The 16991-nt window shown below is 67.5% G+C and carries 15 protein-coding genes and 1 pseudogene; 7 read left to right on the top strand and 9 right to left on the bottom strand.

Annotated features, from left to right (window positions below):
- Positions 1 to 207: 207 nt before the first annotated feature.
- Positions 208 to 1227: a phosphate ABC transporter substrate-binding protein PstS gene (gene pstS / locus ABD974_RS14170; protein WP_425562698.1), complete on the bottom strand. Its 1020-nt coding sequence runs from the start codon at positions 1225 to 1227 to the stop codon at positions 208 to 210.
- A 356-nt stretch (positions 1228 to 1583) separates the two neighbouring features.
- Between pstS and ABD974_RS14165 the strand changes: the two genes are divergently transcribed.
- Positions 1584 to 2885 carry an OprO/OprP family phosphate-selective porin gene (locus tag ABD974_RS14165; RefSeq protein ID WP_345303966.1) on the top strand — a complete coding sequence of 434 codons (1302 nt, stop codon included), beginning with the start codon at positions 1584 to 1586 and terminating at the stop codon, positions 2883 to 2885.
- 129 nt (positions 2886 to 3014) lie between these two features.
- Here ABD974_RS14165 and nth read toward each other — a convergent pair whose 3' ends face one another.
- From nth to ABD974_RS14150, 3 genes are read right to left on the bottom strand one after another with little or no spacing between them, the layout of a single operon-like run.
- The gene (nth, locus tag ABD974_RS14160) at positions 3015 to 3701 is read right to left on the bottom strand and encodes an endonuclease III (RefSeq protein ID WP_345303965.1); all 687 of its coding nucleotides are present in this window, start codon (positions 3699 to 3701) and stop codon (positions 3015 to 3017) included.
- A gap of 2 nt (positions 3702 to 3703) precedes the next feature.
- Positions 3704 to 4081, bottom strand: a complete 378-nt coding sequence (locus tag ABD974_RS14155) for a hypothetical protein (protein WP_345303964.1) — start codon at positions 4079 to 4081, stop codon at positions 3704 to 3706.
- A complete protein-coding gene (locus ABD974_RS14150; protein ID WP_345303963.1) occupies positions 4078 to 4902 on the bottom strand; it encodes an enoyl-CoA hydratase/isomerase family protein in 825 nt (274 codons plus the stop codon). Before ABD974_RS14150 ends, ABD974_RS14155 begins: the two co-directional genes overlap by 4 nt.
- A gap of 226 nt (positions 4903 to 5128) precedes the next feature.
- Here ABD974_RS14150 and ABD974_RS14145 point away from each other — a divergent pair, with 226 nt between their 5' ends.
- The 4 genes and pseudogenes from ABD974_RS14145 to arsC all read left to right on the top strand — a co-directional run bounded on the left by ABD974_RS14145 (position 5129) and on the right by arsC (position 8124).
- The gene (locus ABD974_RS14145; protein ID WP_345303962.1) at positions 5129 to 5899 is read left to right on the top strand and encodes an FKBP-type peptidyl-prolyl cis-trans isomerase N-terminal domain-containing protein; all 771 of its coding nucleotides are present in this window, start codon (positions 5129 to 5131) and stop codon (positions 5897 to 5899) included.
- A gap of 77 nt (positions 5900 to 5976) precedes the next feature.
- A pseudogene (locus tag ABD974_RS14140) lies at positions 5977 to 6821 on the top strand (DUF1289 domain-containing protein).
- The gene (locus ABD974_RS14135) at positions 6818 to 7693 is read left to right on the top strand and encodes a sulfurtransferase (protein WP_345303961.1); all 876 of its coding nucleotides are present in this window, start codon (positions 6818 to 6820) and stop codon (positions 7691 to 7693) included. Before ABD974_RS14140 ends, ABD974_RS14135 begins: the two are co-directional and overlap by 4 nt.
- An 11-nt stretch (positions 7694 to 7704) precedes the next feature.
- The gene (gene arsC, locus ABD974_RS14130; protein WP_345303960.1) at positions 7705 to 8124 is read left to right on the top strand and encodes an arsenate reductase (glutaredoxin); all 420 of its coding nucleotides are present in this window, start codon (positions 7705 to 7707) and stop codon (positions 8122 to 8124) included.
- Between the two features lie 5 nt (positions 8125 to 8129).
- On the opposite strand, the gene ABD974_RS14125 is transcribed toward arsC, so the two are convergent.
- Complete coding sequence (locus tag ABD974_RS14125; RefSeq protein ID WP_345303959.1) at positions 8130 to 8906, bottom strand: enoyl-CoA hydratase/isomerase family protein; 777 nt, start codon at positions 8904 to 8906, stop codon at positions 8130 to 8132.
- 41 nt (positions 8907 to 8947) lie between these two features.
- Between ABD974_RS14125 and ABD974_RS14120 the strand changes: the two genes are divergently transcribed.
- Together ABD974_RS14120 and ABD974_RS14115 are read left to right on the top strand one after the other, a co-directional pair.
- Positions 8948 to 9403: a copper chaperone PCu(A)C gene (locus tag ABD974_RS14120; protein ID WP_345303958.1), complete on the top strand. Its 456-nt coding sequence runs from the start codon at positions 8948 to 8950 to the stop codon at positions 9401 to 9403.
- Entirely contained in the window at positions 9400 to 9816 is a 417-nt protein-coding gene (locus tag ABD974_RS14115; RefSeq protein ID WP_345303957.1) for a lysozyme inhibitor LprI family protein, read from the top strand. The genes ABD974_RS14120 and ABD974_RS14115 overlap by 4 nt, the downstream gene beginning before the upstream one ends.
- A 16-nt stretch (positions 9817 to 9832) precedes the next feature.
- Here the strand turns inward: ABD974_RS14115 and ABD974_RS14110 are convergent, their stop codons facing one another.
- The 4 genes from ABD974_RS14110 to ABD974_RS14095 form a co-directional block, all read right to left on the bottom strand.
- Positions 9833 to 10270, bottom strand: a complete 438-nt coding sequence (locus tag ABD974_RS14110) for an acyl-CoA thioesterase (RefSeq protein WP_345303956.1) — start codon at positions 10268 to 10270, stop codon at positions 9833 to 9835.
- Positions 10267 to 13194 (bottom strand): excinuclease ABC subunit UvrA, encoded by a 2928-nt coding sequence (gene uvrA, locus ABD974_RS14105; protein ID WP_345303955.1) that lies wholly within the window; start codon positions 13192 to 13194, stop codon positions 10267 to 10269. Before uvrA ends, ABD974_RS14110 begins: the two co-directional genes overlap by 4 nt.
- Before the next feature lie 135 nt (positions 13195 to 13329).
- Entirely contained in the window at positions 13330 to 14217 is an 888-nt protein-coding gene (locus ABD974_RS14100; RefSeq protein ID WP_345303954.1) for an OmpA family protein, read from the bottom strand.
- A 109-nt stretch (positions 14218 to 14326) separates the two neighbouring features.
- Positions 14327 to 16366, bottom strand: coding sequence for a S8 family peptidase (locus ABD974_RS14095; protein ID WP_345303953.1), 2040 nt, complete (start codon positions 16364 to 16366; stop codon positions 14327 to 14329).
- Between the last annotated feature and the right edge of the window lie 625 nt (positions 16367 to 16991).

Raw genomic sequence — 16991 nt, 5'->3', positions numbered from 1 at the left:
GTGCGTGCGATCGCGGGTCGGGCCGCGGTCGATGCGCTATCAGATGATTTTTGTATGACCGGCGTATGACAGGAGTCGATGCGCTGAAAGATGGATTTCATGTGACATTTTCATGACGGTCGATCGGCGCCGTTCCCGCGCGGGCGAAGGCTGCGGCCAAACGAAAACGGGCCCGAAGGCCCGTTCCCGCGCGTCACGGAAGACGACTCAGTAAGGCATCGTCTTCGACCAGTAAGCCTCGATCTGCTTGACCAGCGGGTCCGGCAGCGGCACGTAGTCCAGGGCCTTGGCTTCGTCGTCGCCGTTGGCGTACACCCAGCGGAAGAATTCCTTGGCGGACTTCGCGCCAGCGGCGTTCTTCGGCTTCTTGTACATCAGGATGAAGTTGGTCGCGGCGATCGGCCATGCGTTCTGGCCCGGCGCGTTGGTCATGACCAGGTAGAAATCCTTGGCCTTGGCCCAGTCGGCGCTCGCGGCGGCGGCCTGGAAGGTTTCGTCGTTCGGCAGCACGAAGTTGCCGGCGGCGTTCTTCATGCGGACGTAGGTCAGCTTGTTCTGCAGCGCGTAGGAGAACTCGACGTAACCGATGCCGCCCTTCAGCTGCTTGACGTAGGCGGCGACGCCTTCGTTGCCCTTGCCGCCGACACCGGCCGGCCACTTCACCGAATTGCCTTCACCGACGCTGGTCTTCCATTCCGGGCTGACCTTGGAGAGGTAGTTGACGAAGTTGAAGGTGGTGCCCGAACCGTCCGAGCGACGCACGACGGTGATTTTCATCGCCGGCAGGTTCACGCCGCCGTTCAGGGCTTCGATGCGCGGATCGTTCCACATGGTGACCTTGCCGAGGAAGATGTCGGCCAGCAGCGCGCCGTCGAACTTCAGCGCACCGGACTGGACGCCCGGAATGTTCACCACCGGCACCACGCCGCCGATCACCGACGGAAACTGGGCGAGGCCGGCCTTGGCCAGCTCTTCGGGCTTCTGCGGCGCGTCGGACGAACCGAAGTCGACCGTGCCGGCCTTGATCTGGGCGATGCCGCCACCGGAACCGATGGACTGATAGTTCACTTTGACGCCCTTGGCCTTGGCGTATTCGGCGGACCACTTGGTCATCACCGGGAACACGAAGGTGGCGCCGGCGCCGGTGATGTCGTCGGCGTGGGCGTTGAACATGGCGCCGCTGGCGAGAACGAGCGCCACGGCCTGCAGTTTGAACGACTTGAACACGGAGGTGCTCCTGATGGGGATGCGAACGGGGCGGTGCCCCGATTGCGGCTCATTCCAGCGGACGCGGGTGACAGCCCCGTGTTCATCCGATGACAGAAAGATGACAATTGACGCATTCGTGACATCCCGGAGGGGGCGTCGCAACCGCCGGGATCGTTCGGATCGCACGCTCCGTGCGCATCGATGGCGCCCGATCGGGGGCGGCGGTTCGACCGACTGTCACGGGACTGTCATTCGCATCACATCCCGCTGTCAGATTGGGGTCGCAGCCTAGCGCCCCGGTTCACACGCTTTCGATGGACTGCGCCCGGCGCGGTCCGTCCCGCATTCAATCACACACCTCCGGGGTCCACACCATGCGTCATTCCCTTCTTGCCCTCGCCGTCGGTGCCGCACTCGCCGGCACCAGTCTCTCCGCGTCGGCGCAGTCCAGAGATGCCGAAATCGCCGAACTGAAGGCGCAGATCGCCGCTCTGCTGGAAAAGGTCGAATCGCTCGAAGAGCGCACCGACGCGCAGTCCGACGTCAACATCGACACCGCGCAGAAACTCGACACCCTGACCACGGGTTCTCCCAAGATCGAGACCAAGGGCGGCGTCAAGGTGACCTCGGCCGACGGCAAGTTCGAAGCCCAGATCGGCGGTCGTATCCACTTCGACGCCTATGCTTTCGACCGCGACATCGCCAGCACCACCGGCACCACCGAGTTCCGCCGCGCGCGCCTCACCCTGCAGGGCAAGGCTCTGGGCTGGGAATACAAGATGGAGCAGGACTTCGGCGCCGGCACCAATCTCGACGGCCTGCGCGACCTCTACGTCGCGAAAAACGCGTTCGGCGGCAAGTTCACCATCGGTCACTTCAAGCCTTACCGCTCGATGGAAGAGCTGACCAGCTCGAACGAAATCCTGATGATGGAGCGCCCGTTCTCGTCGGCCAGCGGTCTGTTCAACGCACGCCAGTTCCAGCAGGGCGTGGGCTATCTCCGCGCCGGCGACAACTACACCGCAGGCCTGTCGGTGTTCAACCTGCGCAGCGCCGCGGGCGTGCGCAACGAAGGCGTCGGCGCTGCCGGTCGCTTCACCTACGCGCCGATCAATCGCGAAACCAGCACCCTGCACCTCGGCGGCTGGTTCAGCGTCGAAGATCTGAACAACGGTTCCGCGACGACCACCGCGTCGGTCTCGTACGCCGGCCGTCGCGGCCCGTCGCAGACCATCGCCACCGTCAACGGCGCCGCCGGCGACAAGATCACCGCCTACGGTGCGGAAGTCGCCGGCTCGTTCGGCCCCGCGTTCTTCCAGGGCGAATACGTGCAGTCCAAGTTCGAGCAGCCGTTCCGTGCCGCCGATCAGGACGTGACCACGTGGTACCTGCAGGGCAGCTGGATGCTCAACGGCGGCCACAAGCCGTACAAGGGCGCGACCGGCGTGTTCGGTTCGCCGAAGGTCGGCGACAAGGGCCTGTGGGAACTGACGGCGCGTTACGACGCCATCGAGAATGAGGACATCGCCAACCGCGAAGCCAACAGTCTGCTGCTCGGCGTGAACTACTACGTCAACCCGAACCTGCGCTTCATGTTCAACTACACCCAGGGCGACAACGAAGCCACGGGCGACGAAACCGGCCAGTACGCGCTGCGCACGCAGTTCGCGTTCTGATCGCAGCGAATCTCTCTCCCCCTCCCGGCTGTACTTCGGGCCCCGGCGCAAGCCGGGGCTTTTTTTTGTGCGCCGGAATGGCCTTCAGGTCACGCTCTTCGATGAGCGCGCAGGCAGCGCTCTCCCGCGTCAGCGCTCGTCGTCTGCGGTCTTGTCCTTGAACCGGCAGACATCGCGGATCGGGCAGCGCCAGCATTCCGGCCTGCGCGCCTTGCACGTGTACCGGCCGTGCAGGATCAGCCAGTGATGCGCGTCCTGCAGGAATTCCGCCGGTACACGTTTCAGCAATGCCTGTTCCACCGCCAGCACGTTCTTTCCCGGCGCGAGGCCCGTACGGTTGGCGACGCGGAAGATGTGGGTGTCGACCGCCATGGTCGGCTCGCCGAACGCGGTGTTGAGCACGACGTTCGCGGTCTTGCGGCCGACGCCCGGCAGCGCTTCCAGCGCGGCGCGGTCGCGCGGCACCTCTCCGCCGTGTTCGCGGATGAGTCTTTCGCACAGCGCGATCACGTTCGCGGCCTTGGTGTTGAACAGGCCGATGGTCGAGATATACGACTTCAGCGTCTCCACGCCGAGCGCGGCGATCGCCTGCGGCGTGTTCGCCACCGGGTACAGCCGCCGCGTGGCCTTGTTCACGCCGACATCGGTGGCCTGCGCCGACAGCACCACCGCCACCAGCAACTCGAACGGAGTCGAATACTCCAGTTCGGTCTTCGGATGCGGATTCAGTTCGCGCAGCCGCTCGAACATGGTGACGATGTCGGCCGGCGGCATGCCGCCGCGCGGCGATCGTGCGGCTGTCTTTTTCGTCGCCATGGTCAGTCGGCCTTTCCGGCTGCGGCTTTGGCTTTGGCCCGCGCGAGGACGGCGGCCGCGGCGGCCGGCAGTGTCGGCGGCGCAGCGACGGGGGCGGGCGTCACGGCCGCCGCGCGACGACGCGCGCGCAGCTCCGCGCGTTCGGTCAGCCGCATCTGCCGCGCACGGTAGCGCTCGCGTGCGGCCAGCGCGCGCAGGCGCGCGTCGCGGGCGATGAGGATCGCTCCGAGACGCGGCACGCAACGTGCGCATGCGGCGGCCGGTGGCATGAAATCGAGCAGGCCGAGCGCGATCGCCCGGTCGATGTCGTCCGCGGCGACCGCGTCGGCGAGCGCGGCCAGCGCGGGGTCGTCGCAGTGCGGGCAGTCCTCGACCTTCACTTGCCGGAGAATGACGGCTTCCGCCGCTCCAGGAACGCCTGCGTGCCTTCGCGCATGTCCTCGGTCGAGAAGATCAGGCCGAACTGCGCGCTTTCGTATTCGAGGCCTTCCTCGATGCCGCATTCGCCGCCGACGTTCACGCAGTCGAGCATGCCGCGCAGGGCCAGCGGCGCGGCGATCGCCAACTGTTCGGCGATCTTCATCGTTTCCGTTTCGAGATCGACGGCCGGGACCACGCGATTGACGATGCCCAGCGCGTGGGCGCGGGCGGCATCGACGGGTGCGCCCAGCAGGCAGAGTTCGAGCGTGGCGGCACGGCCGGCGAGGCGCAGCAGGCGCTGGGTGCCGCCGAAGCCCGGGATCAGGCCGAGGTTGATTTCGGGCTGACCGACCTTGGCGCTGTCGGCGGCGATCCGCAGGTGGCAGGACATCGCCAGCTCCAGACCGCCGCCGAGGGCGAAGCCGTTGATCATCGCGATCACCGGTTTCGGCATCTTCTCGATGCGCCGCATCATGCGCGTGCCGCGCAGCGAGAAATCGCGACCTTCCGCGGGCGTGAGGCCGCTCATCTCGGCGATGTCGGCACCGGCCACGAACGCCTTCGGGCCGCTGCCGGTGAGCACGACGACCCGCACCGAGGCATCGGCCGCGGCGGCATCGAACGCCGCGTGGAGGGCATCGAGGGTGGCCGAATTCAGCGCATTGAGGCGCTCGGGGCGGTCGACGGCGATCCTGCGGACCACGCCATGGCCGTCGACGGGCCGGTCTTCGATGGCAAGGAGCGGGGTGTGCGCGGCGGGCGGCGCGGAGTCGTGGCTCATGGGCGAGTCTTTGATCTGCAAGGGATTGTGGGAGGAAGTCCGCGCCCGTGAAGGGTGGGAACTCATGAGCACCGGACGCGGTCGAAGACCCGTCTTCAGTGGCGGTCAAGCGCTGCGGACAGTATCCTAGCCTGTCGTTTGTGGAGTCCACAGCGGGGCGGTTCATGCCGCCCCATTCCATGCCGGGGCATCTCCCCGGCGCGTTCACTCTCTGGAGAGTCACTGAATGAAGTTGCGTTTGCTCGCCGCCGCGACCCTGGCGGCCCTGGTCACCACCGCCGGTGCGGCCCAGGCCCAGGACACCACCTCCGAGAAGGGCAAAGTCAGCTATGCCCTCGGTTATCGCGCAGGTCTGGATATCGCCAATGTGCTCGCCAGCGGCGAGCAGCTCGACATGGCCACCGTCGTCAAGGCCTTCCAGGACGCCACGGGCCGCAAGGATCCCGCAGTCGCTCCGGAACAATTGGGCGCCGCGATGCAGGCGCTGCAGGGCCGCATGGCCGCCAAGTACAAGGCCGAGCTCGAGAAGCGCGCGGCCGACAACAAGACCAAGGGCGACGCCTTCCTGGCCACGAACAAGGGCAAGCCGGGCGTGAAGGTGCTGCCCAGCGGCGTGCAGTACCGCGTGATCGAGGCCGGCAACGGCGCCAAGCCCACCCAGGCCAACCAGATCACGGTCGAATTCCGCAGCACGCTGCCCGACGGTACCGAGATCGCCGACACCAACAAGGCCAGCGAAGGTCAGCCGGCGGGTCCGGTGACCGTGCGTCTGAGCGAGATCCCGTTCTCGGGCCTGCGCGAAGCGCTGCAGATGATGCCGACCGGCGCGCGTTGGGAAGTGGCCCTGCCGGGCAGCGCCGCGCACGGCACCACCATCGAGCGCGCCCGCGAGATGGCCAATCAGGTCGTGATCTTCAACATCAAACTGCTGAGCGTCGGTCCGGTGCTGCCGGCCCCGGGCTCGCAGCCGGCCCAGCCGGCGCCGCCGCGCAACTGATCCGCCGGCGAGCGATGCGCAACCCCATCACGCCGGCCTTCGTGCCGGCGTGATGCTTTGAGTGTCCCGCGACCATCATGATGTCTTCTTCCCGCGCCGTCCTCACGCCCTGCATCGGGGTCTGTACCCTCGATCCCGCGGGTTTCTGCGACGGTTGTTTCCGCACCGGCGACGAGATCGCGCGCTGGCTGGCGATGTCCGATACCGAGCGTCTGGATCTGATGGAGCGCGTGCTGCCGGAACGCGAGGTGCGCATCGCCGGCGCGGCATCGCCGGGCGGGGCGATCGCATGAGCCCCGCATGGCCGCTCTCCGCGCTGCACGATGCGTTGCACCCTCTGCATGCGGTGCCGACGCAGGCACCGTGGAATCACGAAGAATTGTCCGATCTGATCGGCGATGCGGCCGCGGTGGAGGCCGCGGTCCTGGTCGGTCTGGTGCCGCGCGAGACCGGGTTGCGCGTGCTGCTGACGCGCCGCACCGACAGCCTGCGCCATCACGCCGGCCAGGTGAGTTTTCCGGGCGGGCGGGTCGAAGCGGCCGATCGCGATGTCGTCGCCGCGGCGCTGCGCGAAGCGGAGGAGGAGATCGGCCTCGATGCCGGGCTCGCCACGCCGCTCGGTTTCCTCGATCCGCTGATCACCATCACCGGTTTCCGCGTGTTGCCGGTGGTCGCGCAGGTCGCGCCCGATTTCGTGCCGATGCCCGATCCCGGCGAAGTCGCCGAAGTGTTCGAAGTCGATCTCGATTTCCTGATGCACCCGGACAATCTCGAGCGCATCGACATGGACTATCGCGGCCGCGTCCGTCACGTGCTGCAGTTCCGCCGGCCGCCGCAGGCGCCGGAGCAGCGCATCTGGGGCGTGACCGCATCGATCCTTTTCAACCTGCGCGAACGGCTCGCGCATGCGAGGCCGGCATGAACGACAGCGGGATCCGTCCGTCCACGTCCGGCTGGACGACCCTGATCGATGCCGAAAATCTGGCCGCACGGCTGGGCGACGCGCGGCTGCGGATCTTCGATGTCCGCTTCGCCCTGAACGACACCGGCGCCGGCGAATCGGCGTGGCGCGAATCGCATCTGCCGGGCGCGCAGTACGCCCATCTCGACCGCGATCTGTCCGGCCCGCACGCCCCGGGCGCCGGGCGCCATCCCTGGCCCGAGGCCGACGCCTTCGGCGACTGGCTCGGCCGCTGCGGCGTGACGCCCGACATGCAGGTGGTCGCCTACGATGCCGGCGATGGCGCGTTCGCCGCGCGGCTGTGGTGGTTGCTGCGCACGTTCGGACATCGCGACGTGGCGGTGCTCGATGGCGGCTGGTCGCGCTGGCGTGCGCTCGATCTGCCTGTCGACGCCGCGACGCCCGCGTTCCCGTCGACGGTGTATCGCGGCGCCTTCGATGTCGCGGCGCTGGCGTCCGCCGCCGACATTCCCGCGCGACTCGCGGCCGGCGATCTGCTGGTCGACGCGCGCGCGCCGGAACGTTTCCGCGGTGAGGTCGAACCGATCGATCGCGTCGCCGGCCACGTGCCGGGCGCGACCAATCGTCCGTATGCCGCGAATCTGCGCGACGGTCGCTTCAAGTCCGCCGCCGAACTCGCCGAAGAATTCGCCGCGCTGCTGGACGGGCGCGCGCCGTCGCAGGTCGTCGCGATGTGCGGTTCCGGCGTCACCGGCTGCCATCACCTGCTGGCGATGGCGCATGCGGGGTTGCCCGGTGCGCAACTGTTCGCGGGTTCGTGGAGCGGTTGGATCGAAGACGCGCAGCGTGCGGTCGCCACCGGACAGGATTGAAGCGCTTCATCATGCCTGTCGAAATCTGGCACAACCCCGGCTGCAGCGCGTCGCGCAATGCGCTGGCGCTGATCCGTCATGCCGGCATCGAGCCGGTCATCGTCGACTATCTGAAGACGCCACCATCGCGCGACCGTCTCGCCGAGGTCATCGCCGCGGCCGGATTGCGCGTGCGCGATGCGATCCGTGCGAAGGAAAAGCTCCATGCCGAACTCGGCCTCGACGATCCGTCGCTGTCCGACGATGCGCTGCTCGACGCGATGATCGCGCATCCGATCCTGATCAATCGTCCGTTCGTGATCGCCCCCGCGGGCGCCAGACTGTGCCGCCCGCTCGAGGTCGCGCTGGATCTGCTGCCGCCGCTGACCGCGCCGTTCGCGAAGGAAGACGGCGAATTGGTGATCGACGCCGATGGCCGCCGGGCGCGCTGACGCGATTATTTTTTGAGTTTGGCGATCAGCGCCCGCAGCGCCGTCTGGGTTTCCGGTTCCCACCAGGCGTCGACGAAGGTCTCGAGGCGGACGACATCGGGCGACAGCGCGTCGACCACCGCCTGGCGCGAAAGTCCGCGCGTGGCCAACATCGGCTGGCGCGGCAGTTTCAGCAGCGCTTCCAGCCAGGCCACCGCGCGCGGGATGACGTCGTCGACATCGGTGAGTTCGTCGACCAGACCGATCGCATGGGCCTGCTCGGCGGAAATCATGTCGCCCGCGACCATCAGCCGCTCGGCGCGATGATCGCCGATCACCCGGCGCATCAACCGCTGAATGCCTTCCGGCACCACCAGCCCGACCTGGGTCTCGTTGAGGCCGATGGCGAAGGGCTTGGCCGGATCGACGCTGCGCGCCATCACCCGATAATCGCAGCACAGCGCCAGCACGCAGCCGCCGGCCGGCGCATGGCCGGTCAGCGCCGCCACCACCGGCACGCGCGATCCGGCGAGCAGGCGGGCGACGCCGAAGAACGCCTGCCAGCATTCGAGTACCGCGCGACGGTCGTCGCCCAGCGACATCAGATAGGGCACGTCGAGACCGCCGGAGAAGATCTTCGGGCTCCCTGCGAGCACCACACCATGCACGCCGTCGCTGAAGGCGGTTTCGAGCGTGGCGATCAGCGCGCGGCACAGGTCGGCGTCGAGCGCGTTCACCGGCGGGCGCGCCAGCCGGATGCAGCGGATCGCGCCGATCTCCTGGGTCTCGATCAAGGGGCTCATCGTCGTCCGGGGCATGAGGGGAGAGGCGTTATCATAGAGCCATGAATGCGCTCATTGCCTATCGTCCGTTCGCCGCGCTCCTGCTCGCGGCCGCACTCCTCGCGCCGACCGCGGCATCCGCCCGCGATTGTCGCCCCCAACTCCGCGAAGGCTGGGTGCGGATGCCGCCCGGCAGGATGCCGATGATGGCGGGCTTCGGCCGCATCGTGAATCCGTGCCCGATGCCGGCGAAGATCGTGTCCGCGCGCAGTCCGTCCTTCGGCAGCGTCGAACTGCACGAGACGCGCCTGATCGACGGCGTGAGCCGCATGCGCCCGGTCCCCGAACTGCGGTTGGCGCCCGACGGCAGTGCGGTACTGAAGCCCGGCGGCATGCATCTGATGTTGATGCAGCCCACGGCCGTGCTGAAGCCCGGCAGCCGGGTCGTGGTCGAGTTCGTACTCGCCGGCGGCGGTACCGTGCTCGGCGAATTCGAAGTCCGCAAACCGGCACCGTGAGCCCGCCCATCCGCTTCGCGGTCGCCCTCACGCTCGCGCTGACGGCCATTGCGCTGCCGGCGCTGGCCCGGGAACCCGAATGCGCGACAGGTTCGCACGCGGAAACGCGCGCCTGTCTCGAACGACTGACGGCCAGCGTCGAGGCCGAGCTGCAGCGGGCGGAAGCGCGGCTGGCTGCGCGCATCGCGTTGTGGGATGCGGAATCACCCGAGGTGCGCCGCGCGTTGCGGTTGCTCGATGCCGACCGCAAGGCCTACCGCGATTATCGCGCCGCGCAGTGCGAACTTCAGGCGTCGGCCGCGGCCGGCGGCAATGGCGCCGAGGATCTGCGCGCGATGTGCATGATCGAACAGGACCGCGCGCGCATGGCGTTGCTGTACGCGCAACTGGATCGTTTCGGACTGGCCGACTGATCCGCGCCGCCGCCGCTCAGCCCATCTCCGCCGCGGCGCGCACCGCATCGGGCAGCGACACGGGTTTGCCGCTGGCGACGTCGATCCACACCAGCACCGAATGCCCGTCGGCATGCAGCTTGCCGTCTTCGTCCACGATGCGGTGACCGAGGGTGAGGCTGGTGTTGCCGATGCGATCGGTGACGAGTTCGACGAAGATCCGCGCGGGATAGGGGATCGGCACGCGATAGTTCATCTGCACCGCGGCCAGCAGCGGGGCGCGTCCGTTGGACAGCCAGTCGTTGCCGGCGCTTTCGAACCAGCGGATCCGCGCCTCTTCCACGAAGGTCATGAAATTGGCGTTGTTGACGTGGTTGAACGCGTCCAGATCGCGCCAGCGCAGGTCGATCGGCATGCGGAACAGGACCGGTGGCGCCTCGTCGTCGAGGTCGGTCGTCTCGCGGGTGTCGTTCATGCCTTGCCCTTCTTTTTCGGCGCCGTCTTGGCCGCTTTCGCGGTTTTTGCGGCCTTGGCCGGCGCGGCGGGCTTGCCCGGCGGCGCCAACAGTTTCGCGAGGAACTGACCGGTGTGCGACTGCGGCATCGCCGCGATCTCTTCGGGCGTGCCTTCGCCGATGATGCCGCCGCCGCGATGGCCGCCCTCGGGGCCGAGGTCGATCACCCAGTCGGCGGTCTTGATCACGTCGAGATTGTGTTCGATCACCACGATCGTGTTGCCTTCGTCGCGCAGCTTGTGCAGCACTGCGAGCAGATGTTCGATATCGTGGAAATGCAGGCCGGTGGTGGGTTCGTCGAGGATGTAGAGCGTGCGGCCGGTGTCGCGGCGCGACAGCTCTTTCGACAGCTTCACGCGCTGTGCCTCGCCGCCCGACAGCGTGGTCGCCGGTTGGCCCAGACGGATATAGCTCAGGCCCACGTCCATCAGCGTTTCGAGCTTGCGCGCGATCGCCGGCACCGGTTCGAACAGCTTCAGCGCGTCCTCGACCGTCATTTCCAGCACGTCGTGGATGCTGTAGCCCTTGTAGAGGATCTCCAGCGTCTCGCGGTTGTAGCGTTTACCGCTGCACACGTCGCACGGCACGTACACGTCGGGCAGGAAGTGCATCTCGACCTTGATCAGGCCATCGCCCTGGCAGGCCTCGCAGCGGCCGCCGCGCACGTTGAAGCTGAAACGGCCCGGAGAATAGCCGCGGGCGCGCGCTTCCGGGACCTGCGCGAACAGTTCGCGCAGCGGCGTGAACAGGCCGGTGTAGGTCGCCGGGTTGCTGCGCGGCGTGCGGCCGATCGGCGACTGGTCGATGTCCACGACCTTGTCGAACAGATCGAGACCCTTCACCTCGCGATGCGCCGCGGGCTTGTGCGATGCGCCGTTGATCTCGTTGGCCGCCAGCGCGTACAGGGTGTCGTTGATCAACGTCGACTTGCCCGAGCCGGATACGCCGGTGACCGCCGTGAACAGTCCGGCGTGCAGGGTGAGGTCGACGTTCTTGAGATTGTTGCCCGACGCGCCGCGCAACTGCAGCTTCATCTTCGGGTTGGGCTTGTGCCGGTGCGCGGGAATCTCGATTTTTCTCGCGCCGCTGAGATATTGCCCGGTGAGCGAGCGCGGGGCCTTCAGCAGGTCGTCGAGCGTGCCCTGGGCGATGACCTCGCCGCCGTGCACGCCGGCGCCGGGGCCGATGTCGACGACGTGGTCGGCGAGGCGGATCGCGTCCTCGTCGTGTTCGACCACGATCACGGTGTTGCCGAGATCGCGCAGCCGGGTGAGGGTGCCGAGCAGGCGTTCGTTGTCGCGCTGGTGCAGGCCGATCGAGGGCTCGTCGAGCACGTACATCACGCCGACCAGGCCGGCGCCGATCTGCGACGCCAGCCGGATGCGCTGCGCCTCGCCGCCGGAGAGCGTGTCGGCCTTGCGTTCGAGCGTGAGGTAATCGAGACCCACGTCGACGAGGAAGTTCAGGCGTTCGCGGATTTCCTTGACGATCTTGGTCGCGATTTCGCCGCGCCAGCCGGCGAGGCTGAGCTTGCTGAAGAAATCGAGGGCTTCGTCGATCGGCAGGATCACGATCGACGGCAGCGCGCGGTCGGCCACGAACACGTTGCGCGCGGCCCGATTCAGGCGCGCGCCGCCGCAATCGGGGCAGGGCCGTTCGCTGATGTACTTCGCCAGTTCTTCGCGCACCGCCGGCGATTCGGTCTCGCGGTAGCGGCGTTCGAGGTTCGGCACGATGCCTTCGAACCGGTGCTTGCGCTGGGTGCGGCCGCCGGCGTCGGTGAGATAGGTGAAGGGAATCACGTCCTCGCCGCTGCCGTGCAGGATCGCCTGCTGCGTCGCATCGGGCAGCTCGTGCCAAGGCGTGTCGACACTGAAGCCGTAGTGCTTCGCCAGCGACTGGATCAACTGGAAGTAATACACGTTGCGGCGGTCCCAGCCGCGCACCGCACCGGCGGCCAGCGACAGCTCCGGGTGCACGACCACGCGCGCCGGATCGAAGAACTGGGAGACGCCGAGGCCGTCGCAACTGCTGCAGGCGCCGATCGGCGAGTTGAACGAGAACAGTCGCGGTTCCAGTTCCGGCAGTGCGTAGTCGCAGACCGGGCAGCTGTATTTCGAGGAAAACAGCAGCGGCTCGGCGGTCTCGTCGTCCAGCGACTGCACCATCGCCATGCCGTCGCCCAGTTTCAGCGCGGTCTCGAAGGATTCGGCGAGCCGTTGTTTGAGATCGTCGCGGGGCTTGAAGCGATCGACCACCGCTTCGATCGTGTGCTTCTGCCGCAGCGTCAGCGGTGGCACCGCATCGATCTCGTGGAGTACGCCGTCCACGCGTACGCGGACGTAGCCCTGCGCGCGCAACTGATCGAATACCTGAGCGTGTTCGCCCTTGCGTTCGCGCACGACCGGCGCCAGCAGCATCCAGCGCTGTTCCGCCGTCCGGGGATCGTTCGACAGCGCGATCACCTGATCGACCATCTGGCTGACGGTCTGGGCCTCCAGCGGAAAATGATGATCGGGGCAGCGCGGGCTGCCGACGCGCGCGTACAGCAGGCGCAGGTAATCGTAGATCTCGGTGATCGTGCCGACCGTCGATCGCGGGTTGTGCGACGTCGATTTCTGTTCGATCGAGATCGCCGGGCTCAGGCCTTCGATGTGGTCGACATCGGGCTTCTCCATCACGCTCAGGAACTGGCGCGCGTAGGCCGACAGCGACTCGACGTAACGGCGTTGGCCTTCGGCGTAGATGGTGTCGAACGCCAGCGACGACTTGCCGGAGCCGGACAGGCCGGTGATCACGATCAGCTTGTCGCGCGGGAGGTCGAGATCGATGTTCTTGAGGTTGTGGGTACGCGCTCCGCGGATGCGGATGGTGTCCATCGCCATGGGTCTGGGGGTCCGGGCTGTAGGGGCGCCCCGCGCACCGGCCTGGATGTCAGGGCGCGCGAGAAGCGAACTGGCTAGCCTACCGAGCCCGCATGGCCGGAGCAAATCCGCGAACTGAATGCCGTCGTGCGGGCGTCAGCGCACCAGTTCGAAGCGCATCGGTGCGCCGCCCGGCGGCGGTACCGGCGGCGGCGCGGCGGGATCGACCGGTTTGCCGTCTGCACTGTCGCCCCAGCCGCGGGTGTCGATGACCGCCGGGCTGATGCCGTTCAGGATCAACTGCACCTTGAGCGCTTCGGCGCGCTGTTTGGACAGGAACATGTCGTTGCCGGTGTCGGCGGTGGCCACCACGGGCCCGACGATGAGCAACCGCGTGCCCGCGGGGGCGCTGCGGATGGCGTCGGCCGCCTGGGCGACCAGGGCGAGACTGTCGTCGCTGACCTGACCGCTGCCGGGTTTGAACTGCAACGGCATCTGGTTCAGGTTCTTGGCGAGCGCTTCGGGCGAAAGGCTCGCGGGCTTCGATTCCGGATCCGCGGGCAGATCGAACAATCCCTGCAGACGCAGGCCCGGGAACGCCTGTTCCGCGGCCGCGCGCAGCGCGCGACGCTGGTCGGGGCTCGGATTGCCGCTGAGCACCACCGTATTGGCCTTGAAACTGACGGCCGCGCCGGTGACGGTCGAAAAGGTTTTCATGAATTCGGGAAGCCCGGACAGCCACGGGGCCTCACGTGCCACGTTGTCGACCTGGATGAAACCGTCCGCGCGATTGGGGCCGTAGGCGGCGAGCAGCGCCTGCTCGATTCCGGTTTTCGTCGCGGCGGTATCGATGATGGCGTCGAAACGGACGCGGCCGCTGTTGTCGACCACGCTCAATGTCGCATCGAAGGGTTCGCGCTGGATCGTCGGTGCCTGTGGCGCCGGTGTCGAAGCGCGATCGCAGGCCACGATGGCGATCGCCGCGCACAGGATCAGCAGCAGGTTGCGGATGCGGCTTCGGCGGGAAGGAAACGGAACGGGCATCGACGGTCTCGCGAGGGAAATGGGGATGGAATTCCGGCCGGTGGCCGGGAACCTCCCCCTGCACGAGGCAGGGGGAGGGTGCCGCGGTGTCGCGTATCGCGTGGAGCGCTTACTTCGCCGACGTGTAGGTGACCGAGACGTCGTTCGAGCACTCGGTGGTGCCCTGGTTGCAGATCTTGTACGTCATGGTCCCGGTGCCGATGATCCGGAAGTTGTCGGTGAACGTGTAGTTGTTGCGACGGCTGTTGTAGATCAGGCCGTTGCGGTAGATGTCCACCTGCTTCTTGCCGTGCTGCCAGGTCAGGGTGACGCGGGTACGGTGATTGGTCAGCTGTTCGACCGTGGCGGCCTGCTTGTACGGGTAGTTCGCGTCCACGAAGCTCGGGTACAGCGACATGCCGGCCGCAGCGCTGAAGCCACGCACGTACACGTACCAGGTGCCGCTCTGCGGCGCCGGGAAGAAGCACGTTTCGTCGTTGCCGAAGCGGAACGGACGGCAGTCGTACAGACTGGTGGTCGGCTCGGCGGCGCGACGGACGTACAGATCGGCATCGCCCGTGCCGCCGTAGGTGGCCAGCAGCAGGTGCGAGGCGCCGTTCGGCACTTCGATCTGGTAGCGGACCCACGCGCCGGCACCGACGCTGATGCCGGTGACGGCAACGCCGTTCTGCAGTTCGATGGCCGGCGGCGGCGGCGGAGCGGCCGGCGGATCGGCCGGCAGCGGGTTGGTGCCGTTGGCGACCAGCACCGCGGCGTGGGCGTCGACGATGCCGGTGCCGCAGGGCAGGGCGTAGCTGCAGCCACCCGGGAAGCCGCCGTTGGCGTAGGCGGTGTTCTCGAGGATCTTCTTCACCTGGGCCGGGGTCTTCGGCGTGGCGGACGCGGACTGGATCAGTGCCGCGATGCCGGCGACGTGCGGTGCCGCCATCGAGGTGCCGGCGTTCCAGGCGTAGCCTTCCGCACCCTGGGTGGTCAGACCGAGGTTGTAGGTGGAGAGGATGTTGTCGGTGGCCGGATTGAAGCCGCTGCCGCCGGGTGCCGCGACGTCGACGACCGCGCCGTAGCTCGAATACGACGCCTTGGCGCCGGTCGGGCCGACGGCCGAAACCGCGATCACGTTGTTGCAGCTCGCGGGCGTGAGGTTCTGGGCGTCGCCGCCGGAGTTGCCGGCCGCCACGACGATGGTCGTGCCGCGGGCGACGGCCGCGTCGATCGCGGTCTGCCACGCCGTGCTGCACGCGCCGCCGCCGCCGAGGCTGAGATTGATCACTTCGGCCGGATTGGCGTTGGCCGGCACGCCGGACACGGTGCCGCCCGAAGACCAGGTGATCGCGTCGAGGATGTCGGAGGTCCAGCCGCCGCCGGTGCCGAGCACGCGCACCGGCAGGATCTTCGCGTCCGGCGCCACGCCGGCCGTACCCGCGCCGTTGTCGGTCTTGGCCGCGATGGTGCCGGCGACGTGCGTGCCGTGCCAGCTGCTGTCGTAGTAGTAGTCGTAGTCGCCCGGATCGTTCGGATCCGCGTCGCGGCCGTCGCCATCGGCGGAGGTCGAGAGGTCGGCGATGAAGTCATAGCCCGGGACCAGCTGGCCGGCGAATTCGGTGTGCGGCGTGATACCGGTATCGAGCACGGCGACCACGGTGCCGGCGCCCTTGGTGATGTCCCACGCCGGCTCGGCATTGATGCCGCCGGGGCCGTTCTTGTAGTGCCACTGCTGCGCATACAGCGTGTCGTTCGGCACGAACAGCGCCTTGACGCGGACGTCAGGCTCGACGGCCAGCACGTTCGGGTCCTTCATGATCTCCACCATCAGCTGCTTGGACGCAGCCAGGTCGAGCTTGGTGTCGGTGAAGATCAGTTCTGCGCCGGTCGACAGGACGCGGGCGGCGCGGACGTTGTAGCCGAGCGCCGTCGACGCATTGGCGAACGTCGCCTGACGGCTCGTTGCCGCGGTGCGGGCGCTGCTGTCGCGGTAGGTGACGATGAAGCGGTCGTACTGCTCTTCCTGCGCGGCGGTACGGGCTTTCGTCGACGCCCGGTCGACGATCGGCACGCGGCTGCCGGACCACGCCACGGGGGCGACGATGGCGGCGGCTGCGATGGCGAGTGCCGTGAGTTTCAGTGCATTGTGCTTGTTCGGTCGAATCATGATGCATCGGCTCCTTGTGCATGGGGCTTGACGTTGTCGGGAAAGCCCCGTGATGCAGACCTTTGGGGTGGGTACCGGCAACGGAGTGCCGGCGGTAACGCTGTCTTCCGGAGTTGATGTCCCCCCGAGGACAGATGACGACGCGCGCCCCCGGCAACCGGCGGCGTGCGGAATGAGGACGGGTTTCAGCCGAATGGCGAGGGGTGCGCGAGTCGGGCGTGCCCGGGCGATGCCGGGGGATCGGGCGCGGCGGGCTGGTGCTTGCCCAGCCGGAAGGCATCGAAGTGGCGGATCGGTTGGCGCGTTGGATCTGGAACCATCGGTACTCGAACTCCCTGTACTACCTGGTACGAACGACCGGCAGACCACCCTCGTGCAGAAGACGAAGCTGTTCCGGTGCGGCGACACCCCCCTGTGTCGCGTTCACATCTGGTTACAAATGTGATCGAGGTCGAGGTTAATCCGCCCCGATGCCGTCGGCAAGTGTCCCGGCGGCGATCATCACGATGTAATTGCGCCTGTAACTCGGGGTGCGAACCGGATGGCCCCGACTGCGTCACGATCGGATTGCGGGAGCCGATGGCCGGGGAGAAATGGTCTCGTGGGTTGCGGCGGGCGTTGCAAG

It is taken from the genome of Lysobacter hankyongensis, from assembly GCF_039543145.1.
GTDB lineage: Bacteria > Pseudomonadota > Gammaproteobacteria > Xanthomonadales > Xanthomonadaceae > Lysobacter_I > Lysobacter_I hankyongensis.
The sequence above is the reverse complement of the archived record's forward strand: the minus strand, read 5'-3'. Positions and strand labels throughout refer to the sequence as shown.